This window comes from uncultured Pseudoflavonifractor sp., assembly GCF_944387275.1.
In the GTDB taxonomy this organism is placed as follows: domain Bacteria; phylum Bacillota; class Clostridia; order Oscillospirales; family Oscillospiraceae; genus Pseudoflavonifractor; species Pseudoflavonifractor intestinihominis.
Window position 1 is genome coordinate 69,977 of the sequence record NZ_CALXEG010000005.1, and the last position, 15,590, is coordinate 85,566.

18 protein-coding genes are annotated in these 15,590 nt (G+C 60.0%); 5 read left to right on the plus strand and 13 right to left on the minus strand.

The genetic code is table 11. The features are described 5' to 3' along the window. Positions 1-63: 63 nt before the first annotated feature. Both Q0K23_RS02555 and Q0K23_RS02560 read right to left on the minus strand, forming a co-directional pair. Positions 64-1,350: a citrate transporter gene (locus Q0K23_RS02555; RefSeq protein ID WP_294517498.1), complete on the minus strand. Its 1,287-nt coding sequence runs from the start codon at positions 1,348-1,350 to the stop codon at positions 64-66. A 66-nt stretch (positions 1,351-1,416) separates the two neighbouring features. Further along, positions 1,417-2,787, minus strand: a complete 1,371-nt coding sequence (locus tag Q0K23_RS02560; protein ID WP_294517499.1) for an FAD-dependent oxidoreductase — start codon at positions 2,785-2,787, stop codon at positions 1,417-1,419. 363 nt (positions 2,788-3,150) lie between these two features. On the opposite strand from Q0K23_RS02560, the gene Q0K23_RS02565 reads away from it, so the two are divergent. Then, on the plus strand, positions 3,151-4,005 hold the full coding sequence (locus Q0K23_RS02565; protein WP_349231223.1) for a MurR/RpiR family transcriptional regulator: 855 nt from the start codon (positions 3,151-3,153) through the stop codon (positions 4,003-4,005). A 209-nt stretch (positions 4,006-4,214) separates the two neighbouring features. Here the strand turns inward: Q0K23_RS02565 and Q0K23_RS02570 are convergent, their stop codons facing one another. Continuing rightward, positions 4,215-4,670 carry an Rrf2 family transcriptional regulator gene (locus tag Q0K23_RS02570; RefSeq protein WP_294517505.1) on the minus strand — a complete coding sequence of 152 codons (456 nt, stop codon included), beginning with the start codon at positions 4,668-4,670 and terminating at the stop codon, positions 4,215-4,217. Positions 4,671-4,825: 155 nt separating this feature from the next. On the opposite strand from Q0K23_RS02570, the gene Q0K23_RS02575 reads away from it, so the two are divergent. Next, positions 4,826-5,827: an NADP-dependent oxidoreductase gene (locus Q0K23_RS02575; RefSeq protein WP_294517508.1), complete on the plus strand. Its 1,002-nt coding sequence runs from the start codon at positions 4,826-4,828 to the stop codon at positions 5,825-5,827. A 53-nt stretch (positions 5,828-5,880) separates the two neighbouring features. Next, the gene (locus Q0K23_RS02580; protein ID WP_294517510.1) at positions 5,881-6,642 is read left to right on the plus strand and encodes a 4Fe-4S binding protein; all 762 of its coding nucleotides are present in this window, start codon (positions 5,881-5,883) and stop codon (positions 6,640-6,642) included. Positions 6,643-6,693: 51 nt separating this feature from the next. Here Q0K23_RS02580 and Q0K23_RS02585 read toward each other — a convergent pair whose 3' ends face one another. The 5 genes from Q0K23_RS02585 to Q0K23_RS02605 form a co-directional block, all read right to left on the minus strand. Next, positions 6,694-7,821, minus strand: coding sequence for an aldo/keto reductase (locus Q0K23_RS02585; protein ID WP_294517514.1), 1,128 nt, complete (start codon positions 7,819-7,821; stop codon positions 6,694-6,696). Positions 7,822-7,953: 132 nt separating this feature from the next. Further along, entirely contained in the window at positions 7,954-8,652 is a 699-nt protein-coding gene (locus Q0K23_RS02590) for a flavodoxin (protein ID WP_294517516.1), read from the minus strand. Then, positions 8,649-9,020: a MerR family transcriptional regulator gene (locus Q0K23_RS02595; RefSeq protein ID WP_294517518.1), complete on the minus strand. Its 372-nt coding sequence runs from the start codon at positions 9,018-9,020 to the stop codon at positions 8,649-8,651. Before Q0K23_RS02595 ends, Q0K23_RS02590 begins: the two co-directional genes overlap by 4 nt. Positions 9,021-9,421: 401 nt before the next feature. Continuing rightward, complete coding sequence (locus tag Q0K23_RS02600; RefSeq protein ID WP_294517540.1) at positions 9,422-9,937, minus strand: spore maturation protein; 516 nt, start codon at positions 9,935-9,937, stop codon at positions 9,422-9,424. Continuing rightward, the gene (locus Q0K23_RS02605; RefSeq protein ID WP_294517520.1) at positions 9,937-10,560 is read right to left on the minus strand and encodes a spore maturation protein A; all 624 of its coding nucleotides are present in this window, start codon (positions 10,558-10,560) and stop codon (positions 9,937-9,939) included. The genes Q0K23_RS02600 and Q0K23_RS02605 overlap by 1 nt, the downstream gene beginning before the upstream one ends. A gap of 248 nt (positions 10,561-10,808) precedes the next feature. Between Q0K23_RS02605 and Q0K23_RS02610 the strand changes: the two genes are divergently transcribed. Then, positions 10,809-11,051: an AbrB/MazE/SpoVT family DNA-binding domain-containing protein gene (locus Q0K23_RS02610; protein WP_006571591.1), complete on the plus strand. Its 243-nt coding sequence runs from the start codon at positions 10,809-10,811 to the stop codon at positions 11,049-11,051. A gap of 450 nt (positions 11,052-11,501) precedes the next feature. On the opposite strand, the gene rsmI is transcribed toward Q0K23_RS02610, so the two are convergent. The 3 genes from rsmI to Q0K23_RS02625 are packed head-to-tail and all read right to left on the minus strand — an operon-like array spanning position 11,502 to position 13,241. Continuing rightward, on the minus strand, positions 11,502-12,335 hold the full coding sequence (rsmI, locus tag Q0K23_RS02615; protein ID WP_294517525.1) for a 16S rRNA (cytidine(1402)-2'-O)-methyltransferase: 834 nt from the start codon (positions 12,333-12,335) through the stop codon (positions 11,502-11,504). Positions 12,336-12,357: 22 nt separating this feature from the next. After that, entirely contained in the window at positions 12,358-13,005 is a 648-nt protein-coding gene (locus tag Q0K23_RS02620) for a tRNA1(Val) (adenine(37)-N6)-methyltransferase (protein WP_294517527.1), read from the minus strand. Positions 13,006-13,025: 20 nt separating this feature from the next. After that, positions 13,026-13,241, minus strand: coding sequence for a helix-turn-helix domain-containing protein (locus Q0K23_RS02625; RefSeq protein WP_294517530.1), 216 nt, complete (start codon positions 13,239-13,241; stop codon positions 13,026-13,028). 82 nt (positions 13,242-13,323) lie between these two features. On the opposite strand from Q0K23_RS02625, the gene Q0K23_RS02630 reads away from it, so the two are divergent. Next, complete coding sequence (locus tag Q0K23_RS02630; protein WP_294517532.1) at positions 13,324-13,578, plus strand: hypothetical protein; 255 nt, start codon at positions 13,324-13,326, stop codon at positions 13,576-13,578. Here Q0K23_RS02630 and nrdG read toward each other — a convergent pair. Both nrdG and nrdD read right to left on the minus strand, forming a co-directional pair. Further along, on the minus strand, positions 13,559-14,086 hold the full coding sequence (gene nrdG / locus Q0K23_RS02635) for an anaerobic ribonucleoside-triphosphate reductase activating protein (protein WP_294517534.1): 528 nt from the start codon (positions 14,084-14,086) through the stop codon (positions 13,559-13,561). The two genes, Q0K23_RS02630 and nrdG, sit on opposite strands and share 20 nt — an antisense overlap. A 352-nt stretch (positions 14,087-14,438) precedes the next feature. Next, positions 14,439-15,590 (minus strand): anaerobic ribonucleoside-triphosphate reductase (gene nrdD / locus Q0K23_RS02640; RefSeq protein ID WP_294517536.1); only part of this gene is annotated, 1,152 nt, incomplete at its 5' end.

Genomic DNA, 15,590 nt, shown 5'->3' on the forward strand with positions numbered 1-15,590 from the left:
GGGAATACCGTTTCGTCTGTCCGGCCGCACCTTTCGGGGGCCGGACAGACGAAACAGGAAAATTCAGATCGCCACGAAGAAGCTGGCCACGATCAGGCCCACAAAGGTGGAGACCATGATCCAGAGGATGGTCTTCTTCAGGTACTCGTTGACGTCGATCTTGGTGAAATCGGACACCCAGACATTGTGGGAGTTGGTGGGGTCGCAGACCGACTGGATATTGGAGTCCAGGCGCAGGGCCACCATGGCGGCCACCGGGTTCATGCCGGAGGCGGCCAGCAGGGCTACAACGCCGCTGCCCAGGCCCCAGACGTTGAGCGGGCCGCGGTAGATGGCCAGCACGCTCAGCAGGCCGAAGATCAGGACGAACATCACCTCGTTGGTGGGGATGAGGGCGGAAATGACAGGCTGGAGCACCGTGGCCACCTGGGGCGCCATAACGGCGTTCAGCGTCATGCCGATGCCGATCATCAGCGCGGCGGCGCCGGCGGTGTCCTGGATACCCTCCACAACGGAGCCGGTGACCACCTGCACAGGGTTCTTCGGGGTGGCCAGAATCAGGGCCGCCACAATGCCGATCACGATGGAGGGAACCAGGGGCATGCTGAAGGCAAACACCAGCACCACAGGAATAATGGGGCTGATGAGGGCGATGGCGCGGACGTTCTTCTCCGCCACAGGCTCGGAAGCGGGCATGGCCCACGCCTTGCGGGTCTTGGTGCCGCGCTTGATGTAGAACACGATCCACACCACGGCGATCACCATCAGGGGGATGCCGCACATCCAGGAATAAGCGGTGACGGTCTCCAGAGGCAGGCCCAGGGTGTCGATGTACACGCCCAGCGTGCCCACGCTGAAGGTGACGCCGATGCCGTTGGAGAAGAGGAGCACAGCGCCGGCCACCAGGGGGCTCACACCGGCGGAGATCATGATGGGGATGATGATGGTGCCCACCAGAATGACCATGCCCAGGCCGTTGGAGGCGGCGAAGATCAGGGAGCACACCACCAGGAAGGCCAGCGCGATGGGCAGAGGCTTGTCGCCGGCCAGCTCAGCGGCCTTGCGGATGATGGTACGGGTGACGCCCACCTTGGTGAGCACCTTGCCGAAAATGCCGCCGAAAAACAGGCCCGCAATGGCAGTGCTCATACGCATGGAACCGGATTCCAGAACATCTTTTGCCACGGTGAACGCCTCTGCGTCGGAGGAGATAAAGGGGATCCCCGCCACCAGGGCGATGCCGACCGCCATGATGGGGAGTGCCAGGATTGTGGGAAGCTTGCGCATCATCATCAGGACGACGCACACTGCAAAAATCGCAAAAATTCCAATTGCCTGTACAATTTCCATGACTTTTCCTCCTGTTTTCTCTTTTATTCCATTCTCTTTTGTGCAGGGTCCCCTCCTCGCACGGGCTCAGAGCTCCAGATAGGCCCCCTGTTCCACCAGTGTGCGCTGAAGCTGTTTTACATTCACCTCCCCGGTATTTCCAGACCCGGCAGCGGCCATTGCGGCGGCCACTCCGGCGGCCTGCCCCATTGCGCCTACTGTGGGTGTGGTGCGGATCGCCGCCTGCGCCTCAAATGTGGCGGAAACGCAGCGTCCGGTGACGATCAGATTCCTGATCTGCGGACAGATCATAATGGAGTAGGGGATCGCATAGAAGGCGCCCTTTTGCGCCGCAAATGTGCTGTCCGTCCCCTCGCCCTTGGGATTGTGGATATCGATGGGATAGGCCGAGTGCGCGATCCTGTCCTCAAAGGGCCGGCAGGCCAGGATGTCCTCTGCTGTCAGCGTGTACTTGCCTATCAGCTGGCGGGAGCCTCTGACCCCCACGGAAGGGCCTGTAAACTCCAGCATGGCCTGTTGGAAGCCGGGCACCTGTTCCCGCAGGAACCGGTCCAGCTCCGCGCACTGGCGGCGGCCGATCTGCTCGGCCTCGCTCAGGCTGGCCGCATCCGTGCCGTCGTGATCCACGATCCTGGTGGTATTGATGATGTACTCGCCCGGCCGCCCCGTGGCGAACATGAGCACATTCTCCCGGCGGATGGACAGCTCTCCCGCCGCCTTGGCCCGGGCGAACGCATCGTCAAACCCCTCCAGGTCCACCGGGACCGGCCGGCGAAAGATCTCCATATAGGGCGCCAGCTTGGGGAACTTCTCCGGGTTGGACAGCACATAGCCTTTCAGCTGTTCCGTATCCACGCCGCAGTATTTCATCTTCATGGTCATGGGCTGGGCGGCCCCGTCCTCCGGCCTGCCTTTTGCCATGGGCGCGCCTGCCCAGGCGGCCACGTCGCCGTCGCCGGTAGCGTCTATGTACACCTTGGCGGACAGGCCGTTCAGCCCGTCCTTATTGCACACCGTCAGCCCGGTGATGGACCCGTGCTCCGTCTGTACCGCGCCCACGAACGTGTGGAAGAGCACGGTGCAGCCGGCCTCCGCCAGCTTCTCGTCCAAAAGGAGCTTAAGGCCTTCCGCGTCAAAGGGGGTGATGGTGCTGGTGTACTGCTTGGTGTCCGGAACATGCCCGGGGGACTGCCCCCGCCGGACCAGTTCTTCCACCAGCTCTTCCATGATCCCCAGAATCACCTGCTTTTCCCCGGCATGGAAGGTCATCATGGGGCCCACGCCGCACCCTGTCAGCGTTCCGCCCAGATAGCCGTTCTGCTCCAGCACCAGGACGTCTGCGCCGTTTCTCGCCGCGGCCAGCGCTGCGGCACACCCCGAAACGCCGCCGCCCACGACCACAACATCGAACTTTTTTGTGTAAAGCGTCCGTTCCACCCTTTTCCTCCCCTTTTCATTTCTTCCGTGCATTATTTTCAAAATTTTCGTATATTTAGATTTGTCTTTTTCGTTTTATTTGCTTTTTGCACATTACTTTTTATTTTTCTCTCTTTATTTTAGCTATATTATATATTCATTTTCTAAAACTGTCAATATGATTGAAAATTATTTTTATATAATTTGATGTTTTCTGATTTGTTCAAGTTGACAGATTTTTTGTCTTATCCGCACACTATTTGATTTTTGCCATTTTTTATGATATATTTAGTAAATGAAACTGTTTCCCCGATTTTGTATCAAAATCTGAATTTTTGCTCTCGCATACACACTCTTGGCGTTTTATCAAAAAGGAGGATGCTTGTGGTCTCCGCCGTTATTGCAAAAATCATATCCATGCAGCAGAGCTTAACTGTCAGCGAGAATGAGATCGCACAGTATGTCATCCACAATGCCGACAGCGTCGTGACCAGCACGATTACAGCCATCGCAAAAAACACCAACACCTCAGAAGCCAGCATCAACCGTTTCTGCAAGAAGATCGGCTTCAAAGGCTTCAACAGCTTCAAAGTCGCGTTGGCACAGGACAACTTCTATAACTCCATGCAGGAGTCCGGCGCTGAGCGCCAGACCGGCCTTGTCGCCACGGTCAGCAACGACTACCGCCATATGCTGGTCAACACCACCGCCATGCTGGACGAGGAGCAGGTCCTCCGGGCTGCCGCTGAAATGCGCACTGCACCTCACATCTTTATCTTCTCCCTCTCCTACACTGGCTTTGTGGCCCGTGAGCTGGAGTTTAAGCTCAGTATGGTGGGCCTCTATGCAAAGGCCATCTCCGAGCCGGGAAATATCAGGGTCTACTCCAGCTGTGTCAACAAGGGAGACCTGGTCATCGTCATCGCGCCCACGCTTATGATGCGGGAGCTCTACCACGCCATCACCACCTGCCGGGAGCGCGGCGCCACCATCCTCTCCATCACCAGCTATGACTCCCCCAAGCTCAGTACCCTTGTGGACTACAAATTTATCATCAGCGACCGCATCACCACACAGAACTCAGTCTCTGTCTCCAATAATCTGATGTTCCTCTATGTCACCGATGTGCTCTACTGCGCCCTGCTGGAGAGCGACAAAAACCTGAAGCAGAGGCGGCTCAACAGCGACTCCATCCTCAACAGCCAGCAGACGATGGACAGCTACTTCTTCGAATTCTGACCTCTGTCTCCTTACAAAAGTACCTGACACGAGGTAAGCCCCATGGGTTCCTGTTGGGAACCCATGGGGCTTAGTGCGCATATGGGAGGAGTAGGGACATGTGTAAATCCGCATGTCCCTATTTTGTGTTGGCCCCAAATAGAAAGAAAGCCGCATCCCCAAGGGGATGCGGCTTTCTTCGCAGGGCGCTGCGGTTGAGGGCGTTTCCGTCAGCAGTCCGCTTTCTCTTCCGGCGGATGGACGATACTCTCAAATTCATCGATCATAGAGCGCAGTGTGACGCCCTCCATGGCCTGCCGGACGGCGTCCTCGATCTGATGGTAAGGAGACTGCAATACCTTGCGGATATTCTGGGCCACAGGGCACGCCCTCTCCTGGCAGGGATGGATTCCGATCAGAGAGGCTAGCCCATGGGGCTCCAAAGCGGTATAGATCTGATACAGTGTGATCTGGTCCGGGTCTGCGCACAGCTCCGCGCCGCCTGTCCCCCGGGGAACGGTAATCAGCCCCGTTTTTTTCAGGGCGCTCATGATATTGCGGATCACCACGGGATTACATCCCGTGCTCTCGGCAAGGAGGCCGCTGGTCACCTTGGCAATGCCCCTGGCTTCATAAATGAAGATGAGACAATGTACCGCCACTGAACATTTCATACTGATCTGCATATGAGGTCCTTTCCGTATCGGCCGGCTTCAATTGATATGATGATACACTGCAAGAGATGTAACTCAATTCTTTACATCTGTCATTTTACCGGCCTTCCCGGAAAATTGCAAGTGAGTGATTCATAAAAACAGATCCAGTCAGAAAGAGGTCCTGTATGAAAGCGGTACAAATTAACGGCTACTCCAAAAACATCCAAACGACCCTGCGGGACATCCCGCAGCCTGAACCCACGGATTGTGAAGTGCCGATCCAAGTGAAAGCGGCGGCGGTCAATCCGCTGGAACTCCTGATCCTCAACGGGCGTGTAAAGCTGATCCAGAACTACCCCATGCCCCTTACCCTGGGAAACGAATGCGCCGGCATCGTGAAGCAGACCGGGCGGAATGTGACGGATTTTCAGGTTGGGGATCGGGTCTACACCCGGCTTCCGCTGAACAAGATCGGTGCCTTTGCGGAATATGTGGCTGTGGATCAGAGCGCGGTGGCAAAAATGCCGGAGGGTTATGCGTTTGCCGCAGCTGCCGCCATTCCGCTGACTGGCCTGACCGCCTATCAGGGAATCGTGGAGGAGCTGGACGCAAAACCGGGAGAGACGGTGCTGATCCCCGGGGGCTCGGGCAGCTTCGGACAGATGGCAGTCCCCATTGCGAAAGCACTGGGCCTCCGCGTCATCGTCACCGGCAACGGCCGCGCCCGGGAGCAGATCCTGGCACTGGGCGCAGACCAGTACATAGACTACAAAAAGGAAAACTACTGGGAGGTTTTGTCCGGGATCGATCATGTCATCGACACCCTGGGCCCTGCCGAATTTGAGCATGAGCTGTCTGTGCTGAAAAGAGGCGGGCGGCTGCTGAGCCTGCGGACCGGCCCCAACCGGACGTTTGCGGTGCGGAATCAGGTTTCGCCCCTCAAAAAGGTCCTGTTCTCGCTGGCTGGCCGCAAATATGACCGGGCCGCCCGAAAGCAGGGAAAGGAATACCGCTTTCTGTTTGTCCGCTCCGACGGCGCACAGCTGCAGAAGGTGACGGAGATCGTGGAGAAACGCCATATGGTGCCCGCTGTGGACCCCCATCATTTCACCCTTTCTCAGGCCGACGAGGCCCTGGGGCTGGTGGAGCGGGGCCCGCTCGCCGGCAAAGTGATCCTTACAATTTGACCTGAAGATGCAGCCGTTTCAACGGCGCAGCAAAACATAAGGAGGAACGTTCCATGAAGATGTATGAGCTTTGTTTCAGCCCCACGGGCGGGACCCAAAAGGTGGCGGATATCCTGACCGGCGCACTGACGGACGAGGCCGTCCGGGTGGATCTGGCAGACCACAAAACCAATTTTGGCGCCGTGGCGCTGACCCAGGAGGATGTGGCTGTTATCGCCGTGCCGTCCTACGGAGGCCGTGTCCCGGCCACCGCCGTGGAGCGCCTTGCCGCTGTCCAGGGCAACGGGGCCCGCGCTGTTTTGGTCTGCGTCTATGGAAACCGGGCCTATGAGGACACACTGGCAGAGCTGCAGGATACCGCCAAGCAGGCGGGGTTTCGGGTGATCGGGGCTGTGGCTGCGGTGGCGGAGCACTCCATTGCCCGACAGTTTGCCGCCGGCAGACCGGATGAGCAGGATGTCCGGCAGCTCACCCAATTCGCCAAGCAGCTCCGTGAGAAGCTCTCTTCCGGCGATGCTGCGGAGCCCCCGATCCCCGGCAACCGCCCCTACAAAAAAGCGGGTGGGGCCGGTATGGTCCCCAGGCCCACCAAAGCGTGCACCCGGTGCGGCGTGTGCGCTCAGGCCTGCCCTGTTCAGGCGGTCCATCCGGACGACCCGAAAAAAGTGGACGAAAAGGCCTGCATCTCCTGTATGCGCTGCGTATCGGTCTGCCCCCACTCCGCCCGCAAGGTGAATTCCGCCATGCTGGCGGCTGTGGGCCTGGTGCTGAAGAAGGCCTGCTCCACGCGGAAGGACTGCGAACTGTTTCTGTGATGGAACCGCCTCTCCCGGCAAGAACGCATAGGGCAGGAGCGCCCTGCCGTCTTATAACATGGCGCTGAAATCGGCCATGGCCTCCGAGATCTTCAGCTGCTGGGGGCACACCGCCTCACAGCTGCGGCAGCCGATACAGGCGCTGGGCTGCTTGTCCGCCGGAATGGCGGAGAGGGCCATGGGGGCGATGAAGCCGCCGCCGGTGAACCGGTGCTCATTGTACAGCGCCAGCAGATGCGGAATGTCCAGTCCCTGGGGGCAGTGGCTGGTGCAGTACCGGCAGGCAGTGCAGGCCAACGCCTTGGGGTTGGTCATCTCTCCGCCCAGGGCCAGCAGGCCGTCCCACTCCCGCTCCGTCAGGGGATCTTCCGTCTCAAAGGTGGCAAGATTGTCCTTCAGCTGGTCCAGATTGGACATGCCGGAGAGAATGACCACCACATTGGGGATGTGCTGCAGGAACCGGAAGGCCCAGGCGGGAATGGGCCGCTGAGTCGCCATGGCCTGGAGCACTGCGGACTCCTTTTCACTCAGGCGGGCCAGCCGGCCGCCCCGGAGGGGCTCCATCACCCACACGGGAATGTGGTACTGCTCCAGCAGCTCCACTTTTTCCTTTCCGCCCTGGAAGGTCCAGTCAATGTAGTTGAGCTGGAGCTGGCAGAACTCCATGTGCTCCCCGTAGGCCTCCAGGAACCGCTTCAGCACCGGCATGGCCCCGTGACAGGAGAAGCCCAGATGGCGGATACGGCCGTTTTTCTTCTGCTCCAGCAGATAGTCCAGAATGCCGTACTCGGGGTCCAGGTAGGCGTCGATATTCATCTCGCACACATTGTGGAACAGGTAAAAGTCGAAGTAGTCCACCCGGCACTTCTTCAGCTGTTCCTCGAAGATCTCCTTCACCTTCCCCATATTGCTCAGGTCATAGCCGGGAAACTTGTCCGCCAGATAGAACTTGTCCCGGGGATAGGCGGCCAGCGCCTTGCCGATGGCCAGCTCGGAGTTACCGGCGTGGTAGCCCCAGGCGGTGTCATAGTAGTTGACGCCTCGCTCCATGGCCAGGGCCACCATCTCCTCCACGGCGGCCTGGTCCACCACGGCGTCGTCTCCGCCCACCACGGGCAGGCGCATGCAGCCCATACCCAGGTTGGAAAGTTTCATGCCTTGAAAGTCCTTGTAAATCATGGGAACAGCTCCTTTTCATTTTATTTTTGGTCTCATGGGTGGGGCATTCGGACTGCGGGTATCCGGCGTGGCGGCTCCCTAAAACCACCTCCAGGTGAATTCATATCCTGCTCCGCGGCGGCAGAGGCCGCCTCAAGTCCCCTCATCCGCGCCGGGCAGGAGCTCCAGGCCCTCCACCCAGGAGGCCACGTCAGATTCCGATGCGCCGCCGCTGAAGCGCTGGCCATCCAGCCACCGGGCGTTGGGAGCCAGCGCCTGGAGATCCTCCAGACTGCCCCCAATGCCGCTGGAGCCGGAGGTGCAGAAGGGTACAATGGTCACGCCGTCAAAGTCGTAGCGCTCCAGGAACGTGTAGATAATCTTGGGCGCCTGCCCCCACCAGATGGGGTATCCTAGGAACACCACGTCGTAATCCTCCATATTTTCCGCGTCTTCGGAAATGGCGGGCCGGGCATCGGGATCATTCTGCTCCTGGTTGGCGCGGCAATCATCATTGCTGTAGTTCAGATCGTCACTGGTGTAAGGGTCTTCGGGGACGATCTGGTAGAGGCCGGCCGCCAGAACGGTCTGAAGATGCCGGGCAATGCCCTCCGTACTGCCCGTGGCGGAGAAGTAGGCCACAAGCACTTTGGGTTCCCCATCCGCAGGGGGCTCGCTCTCGTCCGGCGTGGCGGCACCGGGGGGCGCGGACTGGGTGGAGGAGGGAATTTCGCCCCCGGACTGCTCCTCCTGTATGGACTGGGACGGGTCGCTCTGGGTTGCGGTTCTCCCACAGGCCGTCAGGCCACAGGCGAGGGCCAAAGCAGCCAGCAGTGCAAGAATTCGTCTCATTTCACGGTACCTCCTGTCCATCCCTGTGTTTTTCGGATCTCATGCCGCAGGTAATCCAGCCGCTGGAGCTGACGCTCCTTGAAGTGGATCTCATTCAAAGCGGCGCTGCGCTTCTCTTCCAGCATATGGAGCCGCTGGGCGCCAGAGGGCTCACCCTCCAGCAGAAGCCGCATATAGACCTCCACCTCTTCCGTGGTGAATCCGATGTCGTGGAGGGTCATGATGGTGCTCAGCCGTTCCAGATCGGTATCGTCGTACTGCCAGTCACCCATCACCTTTTTGACCGCTCCGCACAGCCCCCAGCCCTCATACTCCCGCAGGATATGCATGGGGATCTGATAGCGCTCGCTTGCCTCCTGTATGGTCATATCGCAACCTCCAAATCAAAAAATGCGGGTGTTCTCCTCTGGACACCCACATTCTAAAGCGGTTTTTGATATATGTCTAATACTTATTTCGGATTATCAGGTATAGACAGGAGGCATTCTTGATCCGTTTCCGCAACGCCGGTACAGCCTCTCAATGAGGGGAAGTTTCGGGCATCCGGGCGGAAGGCTGACGCTGGCGGCATCGGCGGGAAAAGACCCGCAATATGCAATCATATGCTTCCCCATAGCAGAAAGATTACGAAGAATCTTTATGCACAGAAATTTTTGAAGAAACAGGGCGCCGGAAAAAACTCCCGGCACCCTGTTAGGTCAAATTTGTTCCTGCAGCTCCAGCAAAGGCCCCGCTGGATCAAAGTAGGCGAAGCCGCACAGCAGACAGTTCACGACGGAAAAAACAGCCGCACGGCAAAGGCGGCGGCGGCAAAGCCCACCAGATCGGCGCACAGGGCGGCAGGGACTGCGTATCGGGTCCTGGTGATGCCGGCTGCACCGAAGTAGACGGCGATGGTGTAGAAGGTGGTCTCGGTGGAGCCCAGCATGACGGCTGCAGTGCGGCCGATGGTGGAGTCCGGGCCGTAGGTGGAGATGAGTTCCGCCCCAACGCCCAGCGCTGCGCTGCCCGAGACCGGGCGCACCAGCAGCAGGGCCACAGTCTCCGGCGGAATGCCCAGCAGCTCCAGTACCGGCCCCAGGGCCTGGGCGGCCAGCTCCAGCGCGCCGGACGCCCGGAGCATATACACCGCCGTGAGCAGGCCGATCATGGGCGGCACGATACGGATCAGCACACCCAGGCCCTCCCCGGCGCCGGTGACCAGGGCGTCGTATACATCCACCCGCCTGGCCATGCCCCAAAGGGCGGTGAGGGCGATGATGCCCGGCATCAGCAGATTGACCATCAGCTCCACCCGTTCGTCCTCCGTCCCGGGGCATGCCGCCCCTCCCGCAGACGCCACAGCCCGGCCATCGCCCGGCTGGCCAGAATCCCCGCCGTCACCGATAGGGCGGAGGCCAGCCACACGGCGGGCAGGATATCAAAGGGGGCGGCGCAGCCCGCCGCAGCCCGTACCCCCGCCACGGTGGTGGGGATCAGCTGGATGGAGGCCGTATTGCACACCACCAGCATACACAGTGAATCCGACGCCACACCCGGGGTCTTTTTGCTCATGCGGCGGGCCGCCTGGATTCCCAGCGGGGTAGCGGCATTGCCCAGACCCAGCAGGTTGGCAGACACGTTGGCCGAGATGGCGTCCATCACCTCCCGGTCGCCGGCAAAGTCGGGGTAGAGCCGCCTCAGAATGGGCCGGAGCAGGGCGGACAGCTTCTCCGAAAGTCCCGACCGCTTCATGATCTCCATCACGCCCATCCACAGGCACAGCAGCCCTGCCATGGCCAGACACAGCTCCACCGCCGCGGCAGCGCCCTCCACAGCCCCTGCCGCCACCTCCGCCTCCCGACCGGTGGCCAGGCCGCAGAGGATGGAGAGCACCACCATGGCCGTCCAGATCGCCGACATTGCCATTGTGTTCCACCTTCCTTTCCCCCTCCATGCTATTCGGCCTTTTACAGAAACATGTCCAAGATTTTTAAAACAAACATAAAATTTTTTCCTTTTCTTAACATGGGAAAAACATGAACTTGATGTGAACAATAATAAATTTTCCATCTTTTCATTGACTTTGGAATACTCTGTGTTATAATGATGTCAGTTTCTAGGTAATAGTGGAAAAACGCGGAAACTACTTTGAGTCGACGAAAGGAGAAAAAGGAATGAAATCGACTGGAATTGTAAGAAAGGTGGACGAGCTGGGCCGAATTGTGCTCCCGATCGAGCTCCGCCGCACCTTGGATATTGCCGAGAAAGATTCCCTTGAAATCTACGTGGACGGATCTTCTATCGTCTTAAAGAAATATCAGCCTGCCTGCATCTTCTGTGATGACGCCAAGGACGTGATCAATTTCAAGGGCAAGAACGTGTGCCCCAACTGCATTAAGGAACTTCTCGGCAAGTAATGCCGCTGATATAGATCGAACGCTCCCTTTCTTCTCTGAGAGGGGGCGTTTTGTCTGCTCTTTTTCGCTCGCCAGGCGCGGCCTCTTCTTCCCCAGTAATATAAATTATGTAATACAATACATGGCAAATGGTTTTTGTTACATTTTTCTCCCCATTTGACCTTTTCGAGGCGGAAATATATATGTCGCATTTTACGTATTTCCTTCGATATTCAAAGAGAAATTTGATGATTCGGTGAAGTTATAAAATTCCAACTATATACTTTATGTATAATATTTTTTTACAATTACTTACAAAATAGGATATCCTTCTTTTCCATTCGTCATTTTTCCCCGTTCCAGCTTCTCCCATTGGGCCATAGACCAAAAAGCGGCGCGGCGTCCGAGGACGCCGCGCCGCTGTATGCTGGCTGCATATTGTTTTAGTCTCCAAGTTTTTCGGACAAACTACTATTTTTTCCCTAGCGCCCGGTCATAGAGCTCCTTCCGGGGCAGGCCGGTCTCCTCTGCCGCACGGCGGGCGGCGTCCCGCAGGGAGAGCCCCTCACCCCGGTAGCGCTCCACCAGGGCCAGGCCGTCCTCCGGGCTGACGCCCTCCTCCTCCACGGGCTGGGCACCCTCCACCACCAGCACGAACTCCCCCTTGGGGCTGTTGGCCTGGTACCAGGCCACGGCCTCATCCAGGGTGGTGCGGCGCACCTCCTCGTGGAGCTTGGTCAGCTCCCGGCACAGGGAGATCCGCCGGTCCCCGCCGAAGGTGTCCCGCAGATCGGCCAGGGTGGCACTCAGCTTGTGGGGCGCCTCGTAGAAGATCATGGTCCGCTGTTCCCCGGCCAGGGAGAGCAGATGGGCCTTCCGGTTCTTCTTGTTCATGGGCAGGAAGCCCTCAAAGGTGAACCGGCCGGTGGGCAGGCCGGACACCGACAGGGCGGTGACCAGGGCGCAGGGTCCGGGGATGGAGATGACCTCCACGCCGTTGTCGGCGCACAGCTTTACCAGCTCCTCGCCGGGGTCGGAGATGGCGGGGGTGCCCGCGTCGGTGACCAGGGCGCAGCTCTCCCCCGCCAGCAGGCGGTTGAGCACGGTCTGGCCGCCGGTCTCGGTGTTGTGGCGGTAGTAGCTCACCATGGGCTTTTTCAGCCCCAGGTGGTTGAGCAGCTTCAGGGACACCCGGGTGTCCTCGGCGGCGATAAAGTCCGCCTCTGCCAGGGTGTCGATCATGCGCTGGGACATGTCCCCCAGGTTGCCGATGGGCGTGGGGACCAGATAGAGTATTCCGGCCATTGGGCCACCTCCAGAAAATCAATCAGTTTACCGGCCCTGTCCGCACGGGCAGGACGTCCAACCCCGGGCGGCCCTGCCGCACCGCCTCCAGCAGCACGGCGGAGGGGGCCTTGTCCTCCCTGTGCTGCACCAGCTGCATCCGCTTTGGCTCCAGTCCGGCGGCCCGGAGCGTGCACAGCAAATCCGTCAGCCGGTCGGGCCGGTGGACCAGGGCAAAGCGGCCGCCGTTTTTCAGACACCGGGCGGCCGCGGCACACAGCTGCTCCAGGGTACACTGTTCCTCCATCCGCTCCGGGCCGCCGGAGCGGCCGGAGCCGTCGGGGAACCAGGGCGGGTTGGACACCACCAGATCCCACTGTCCCGCCGGCGGCAGGCCGGACAAATCCCTCAAGTCGCCGGTGATGATCTCCCCCGGCAGGCCGTTGTCCGCCAGATTGCTCCGGGCAGCATCGGCGGCCATGGGGGAAATTTCCACACCGCAGACCGTCAAAGTGGAAACCCGGCCTAGCAGCAGGAGCAGCAGCGCCCCCGCGCCGCTCCCCAGGTCACACACCCTCCACCCCGGCTTCACCGTGGCGAAGGACCCCAGCAGCAGGCTGTCCTGCCCCAGGGGAAAGCAGCCCTCCTCCCAGCGGTAGGAGAAGGGGCCAAGCTGTTCAATGGGCGGCACGGCCCCTCCCTCCTCTCGGTTCAGTCCTCCCGACCCAGCAGATAGTCGGTGGTCACGTCAAAATAGTCCGCCAGAAAGATAAGCGTGGTGGCCGGAAGATTCACGGTGCCATATTCAATCTTTTGATAGTGCCGCTCCGTTACCCCCAACAGCTCTCCCATTTCTTTCTGGGTTTTCCCCTTGGCTTTCCGAAGGGGCTTCAGCCGCTCCGCAAGGCTGGGCAAAATAATGTCCATACTTGTATGCTCCCTCTTGACACATCATAAAAAGCCGTGTTATGATATACACATCACAAAAGTTCGTGAGAAGGTGCTCTCTATGACCGATTTTTCCCGCTTCCTGTACAGCAGCTACATCAAGCCCTATCTGGACAATCAGCCCAGGGATCTGGAGGCGGAGCACCTCTTCTCCCTGTGGGAGAACAGCCACACCGGACAGGCACGGCAGGAGCAGGAGGCTCTGTTCCGCTTTCTGGCTGTCCACGCCTTCTACCTGGGCCTGCGCACAGGCGTCGGCCTGGCCCGGGACTGCTCCCCCGCCGGGCCGGAGTGTCTTACGACTCGGGAACCGTGAAGTGGGCCAGCGGGTCGGGCCGGGTCCACAGCACCACCCTGCCCGCCCGGCGGCTGGCGGCCACGTCGATGAGCCGCTGGTTGGTGGAGCCCCGGAACAGGGCGTCATAGGACTTCTGTGCCTCCACAAAGGGCCCATCCACCAGCACGTCGGTCTGGGCCAGTAGGGCGTCCCAGTCGGGCCGCCCGGCGGCAGTAAGGACCTCCCAGGTGTAGCCGGTGTAGGTCCACACGTTCTTCCCCTGGCCGTGGGCCAGGGCGGCCAGCCTGGCGCACTCCTCCGCCTGGAGGAAGGGGTCCCCGCCCGAGAGGGTGAGGCCGTCGGTGAGGGGGTTCTTCCCCATCCGCTCCGCCAGCGCCCCCACATCCTCCTCCCGCCCGCCGGCGGGGTCGTGGGTCTCCGGGTTGTGGCAGCCGGGACAGTTATGGGGGCAGCCCTGGGTGAACACCGTAAAGCGGAGTCCCGGGCCGTCCACAATGGAATCGGACATGGTGGACGCGATTCTCATAGGCTCGTTCCTTTCTGTAAACGCTGTTTTCTCCATTATAGCCGCTCCCCCACCAAAGCACAAGGAAATCAGGGAGCGCAGGACCAAAAGTTGCTTTAGACCACTGGGCTCAGGTAAAAGCCTCGCAGAGTTCGCGCCCGCAGGCGCGAATCAAATAAAATTCATTTTCTCCGGCGGCATATACGTCGGAGAAAATTCTTCTCAGCCCGCAAGTGTGGAATTTGTCCGCATCAAGCGGGCAAATTATGCGCGCAGTGGGCTGTATCTGACTCAAAAGAGCGGCCTTGCCGCTCTTTTGACTGAAAAAGTGCCCCTGCCGCATGGCGGCAGGGGCACTGCTCTTATTCTTTGCTTACACCGAGTGCTTCACCCGGTCGTGCTCCTCGGCCCGCTTGGCGTTGTTGAAGCGGTCCAGGGTGCCCACCAGGTAGCCGGTGATGCGGCGGATGCGCTCAAAGGACACGCCGTCGGCCTCGGTGCGGCCGCAGCCGGGGCACTGGTCGCCGATGATGCCGGAGAAGCCGCACACAGGGTCCCGATCCACCGGGTGGTTCACGGAGCCGTAGCCGATGCCGTTCTCCTTCATGCAGCGGATGACCTTCTCAAAGGCCTCCAGGTTCTCGGTGGGGTCGCCGTCCATCTCGATGTAGCTGATGTGGCCGGCGTTGGTGAGGGCGTGGTAGGGGGCCTCGATGCGAATCTTGTCGTAGGCGGAGATGGGGTAGTACACCGGCACGTGGAAGGAATTGGTGTAGTACTCCCGGTCGGTGATGCCCTCCATGACGCCGAAGCGAGCCTTGTCCATCTTCACAAAGCGGCCGGACAGGCCCTCGGCGGGGGTGGCCAGCAGGGAGAAGTTGAGCCCCCGCTTCTCGCTCTCCGCGTCCATGCGGGCCCGCATGTGGGAGATGATCTCCAGGCCCAGGACCTGGGCCTTCTCGCTCTCGCCGTGGTGCACGCCGATGAGGGCCTTCAGGGTCTCGGCCAGGCCGATGAAGCCCACGGACAGGGTGCCGTGCTTGAGCACCTCACGGACCTCGTCGTCCCAGTCCAGCTTGTCGCTGTCAAGCCAGACGCCCTGGCCCATGAGGAAGGGGTAGTTCCGCACGTGCTTGCGGCACTGAATCTCGAACCGCTCCAGCAGCTGGTCCACGCACAGGTCCATCATCCGGTCCAGGCCCTCGAAGAAGGCGTCCAGGTCCCCCTTGGCCTTGATGGCCAGACGGGGCAGGTTGATGGTGGTGAAGGACAGGTTGCCCCGGCCGTTGCAGATCTCCCGGCTGGGGTCGTACACATTGCCGATGACCCGGGTGCGGCAGCCCATGTAGGCGATCTCGGTCTCAGGACGCTTGGGATCGTAGTACTGCAGGTTGAAGGGGGCGTCGATAAAGCTGAAGTTGGGGAACAGCCGCTTGGCGGAGCAGCGGATGGCCAGCTGGAACAGGTCGTAGTTGGGCTCGCCGGGGTTGTAGTTGACGCCCTCCTTCACCCGGAAGATCTGGAT

What these genes read in the sequence shown, in the direction of transcription:
- Q0K23_RS02555 (WP_294517498.1), bottom strand. Translation starts at nt 1,350, where the DNA reads ATGGAAATTGTACAGGCAATTGGAATTTTTGCGATTTTTGCAGTGTGC.
- Q0K23_RS02570 (WP_294517505.1), bottom strand. Translation starts at nt 4,670, where the DNA reads ATGCAGATCAGTATGAAATGTTCAGTGGCGGTACATTGTCTCATCTTC.
- Q0K23_RS02575 (WP_294517508.1), top strand. Translation starts at nt 4,826, where the DNA reads ATGAAAGCGGTACAAATTAACGGCTACTCCAAAAACATCCAAACGACC.
- Q0K23_RS02580 (WP_294517510.1), top strand. Translation starts at nt 5,881, where the DNA reads ATGAAGATGTATGAGCTTTGTTTCAGCCCCACGGGCGGGACCCAAAAG.
- Q0K23_RS02585 (WP_294517514.1), bottom strand. Translation starts at nt 7,821, where the DNA reads ATGATTTACAAGGACTTTCAAGGCATGAAACTTTCCAACCTGGGTATG.
- Q0K23_RS02590 (WP_294517516.1), bottom strand. Translation starts at nt 8,652, where the DNA reads ATGAGACGAATTCTTGCACTGCTGGCTGCTTTGGCCCTCGCCTGTGGC.
- Q0K23_RS02595 (WP_294517518.1), bottom strand. Translation starts at nt 9,020, where the DNA reads ATGACCATACAGGAGGCAAGCGAGCGCTATCAGATCCCCATGCATATC.
- Q0K23_RS02600 (WP_294517540.1), bottom strand. Translation starts at nt 9,937, where the DNA reads ATGGTCAATCTGCTGATGCCGGGCATCATCGCCCTCACCGCCCTTTGG.
- Q0K23_RS02605 (WP_294517520.1), bottom strand. Translation starts at nt 10,560, where the DNA reads ATGGCAATGTCGGCGATCTGGACGGCCATGGTGGTGCTCTCCATCCTC.
- Q0K23_RS02610 (WP_006571591.1), top strand. Translation starts at nt 10,809, where the DNA reads ATGAAATCGACTGGAATTGTAAGAAAGGTGGACGAGCTGGGCCGAATT.
- rsmI (WP_294517525.1), bottom strand. Translation starts at nt 12,335, where the DNA reads ATGGCCGGAATACTCTATCTGGTCCCCACGCCCATCGGCAACCTGGGG.
- Q0K23_RS02625 (WP_294517530.1), bottom strand. Translation starts at nt 13,241, where the DNA reads ATGGACATTATTTTGCCCAGCCTTGCGGAGCGGCTGAAGCCCCTTCGG.
- Q0K23_RS02630 (WP_294517532.1), top strand. Translation starts at nt 13,324, where the DNA reads ATGACCGATTTTTCCCGCTTCCTGTACAGCAGCTACATCAAGCCCTAT.
- nrdG (WP_294517534.1), bottom strand. Translation starts at nt 14,086, where the DNA reads ATGAGAATCGCGTCCACCATGTCCGATTCCATTGTGGACGGCCCGGGA.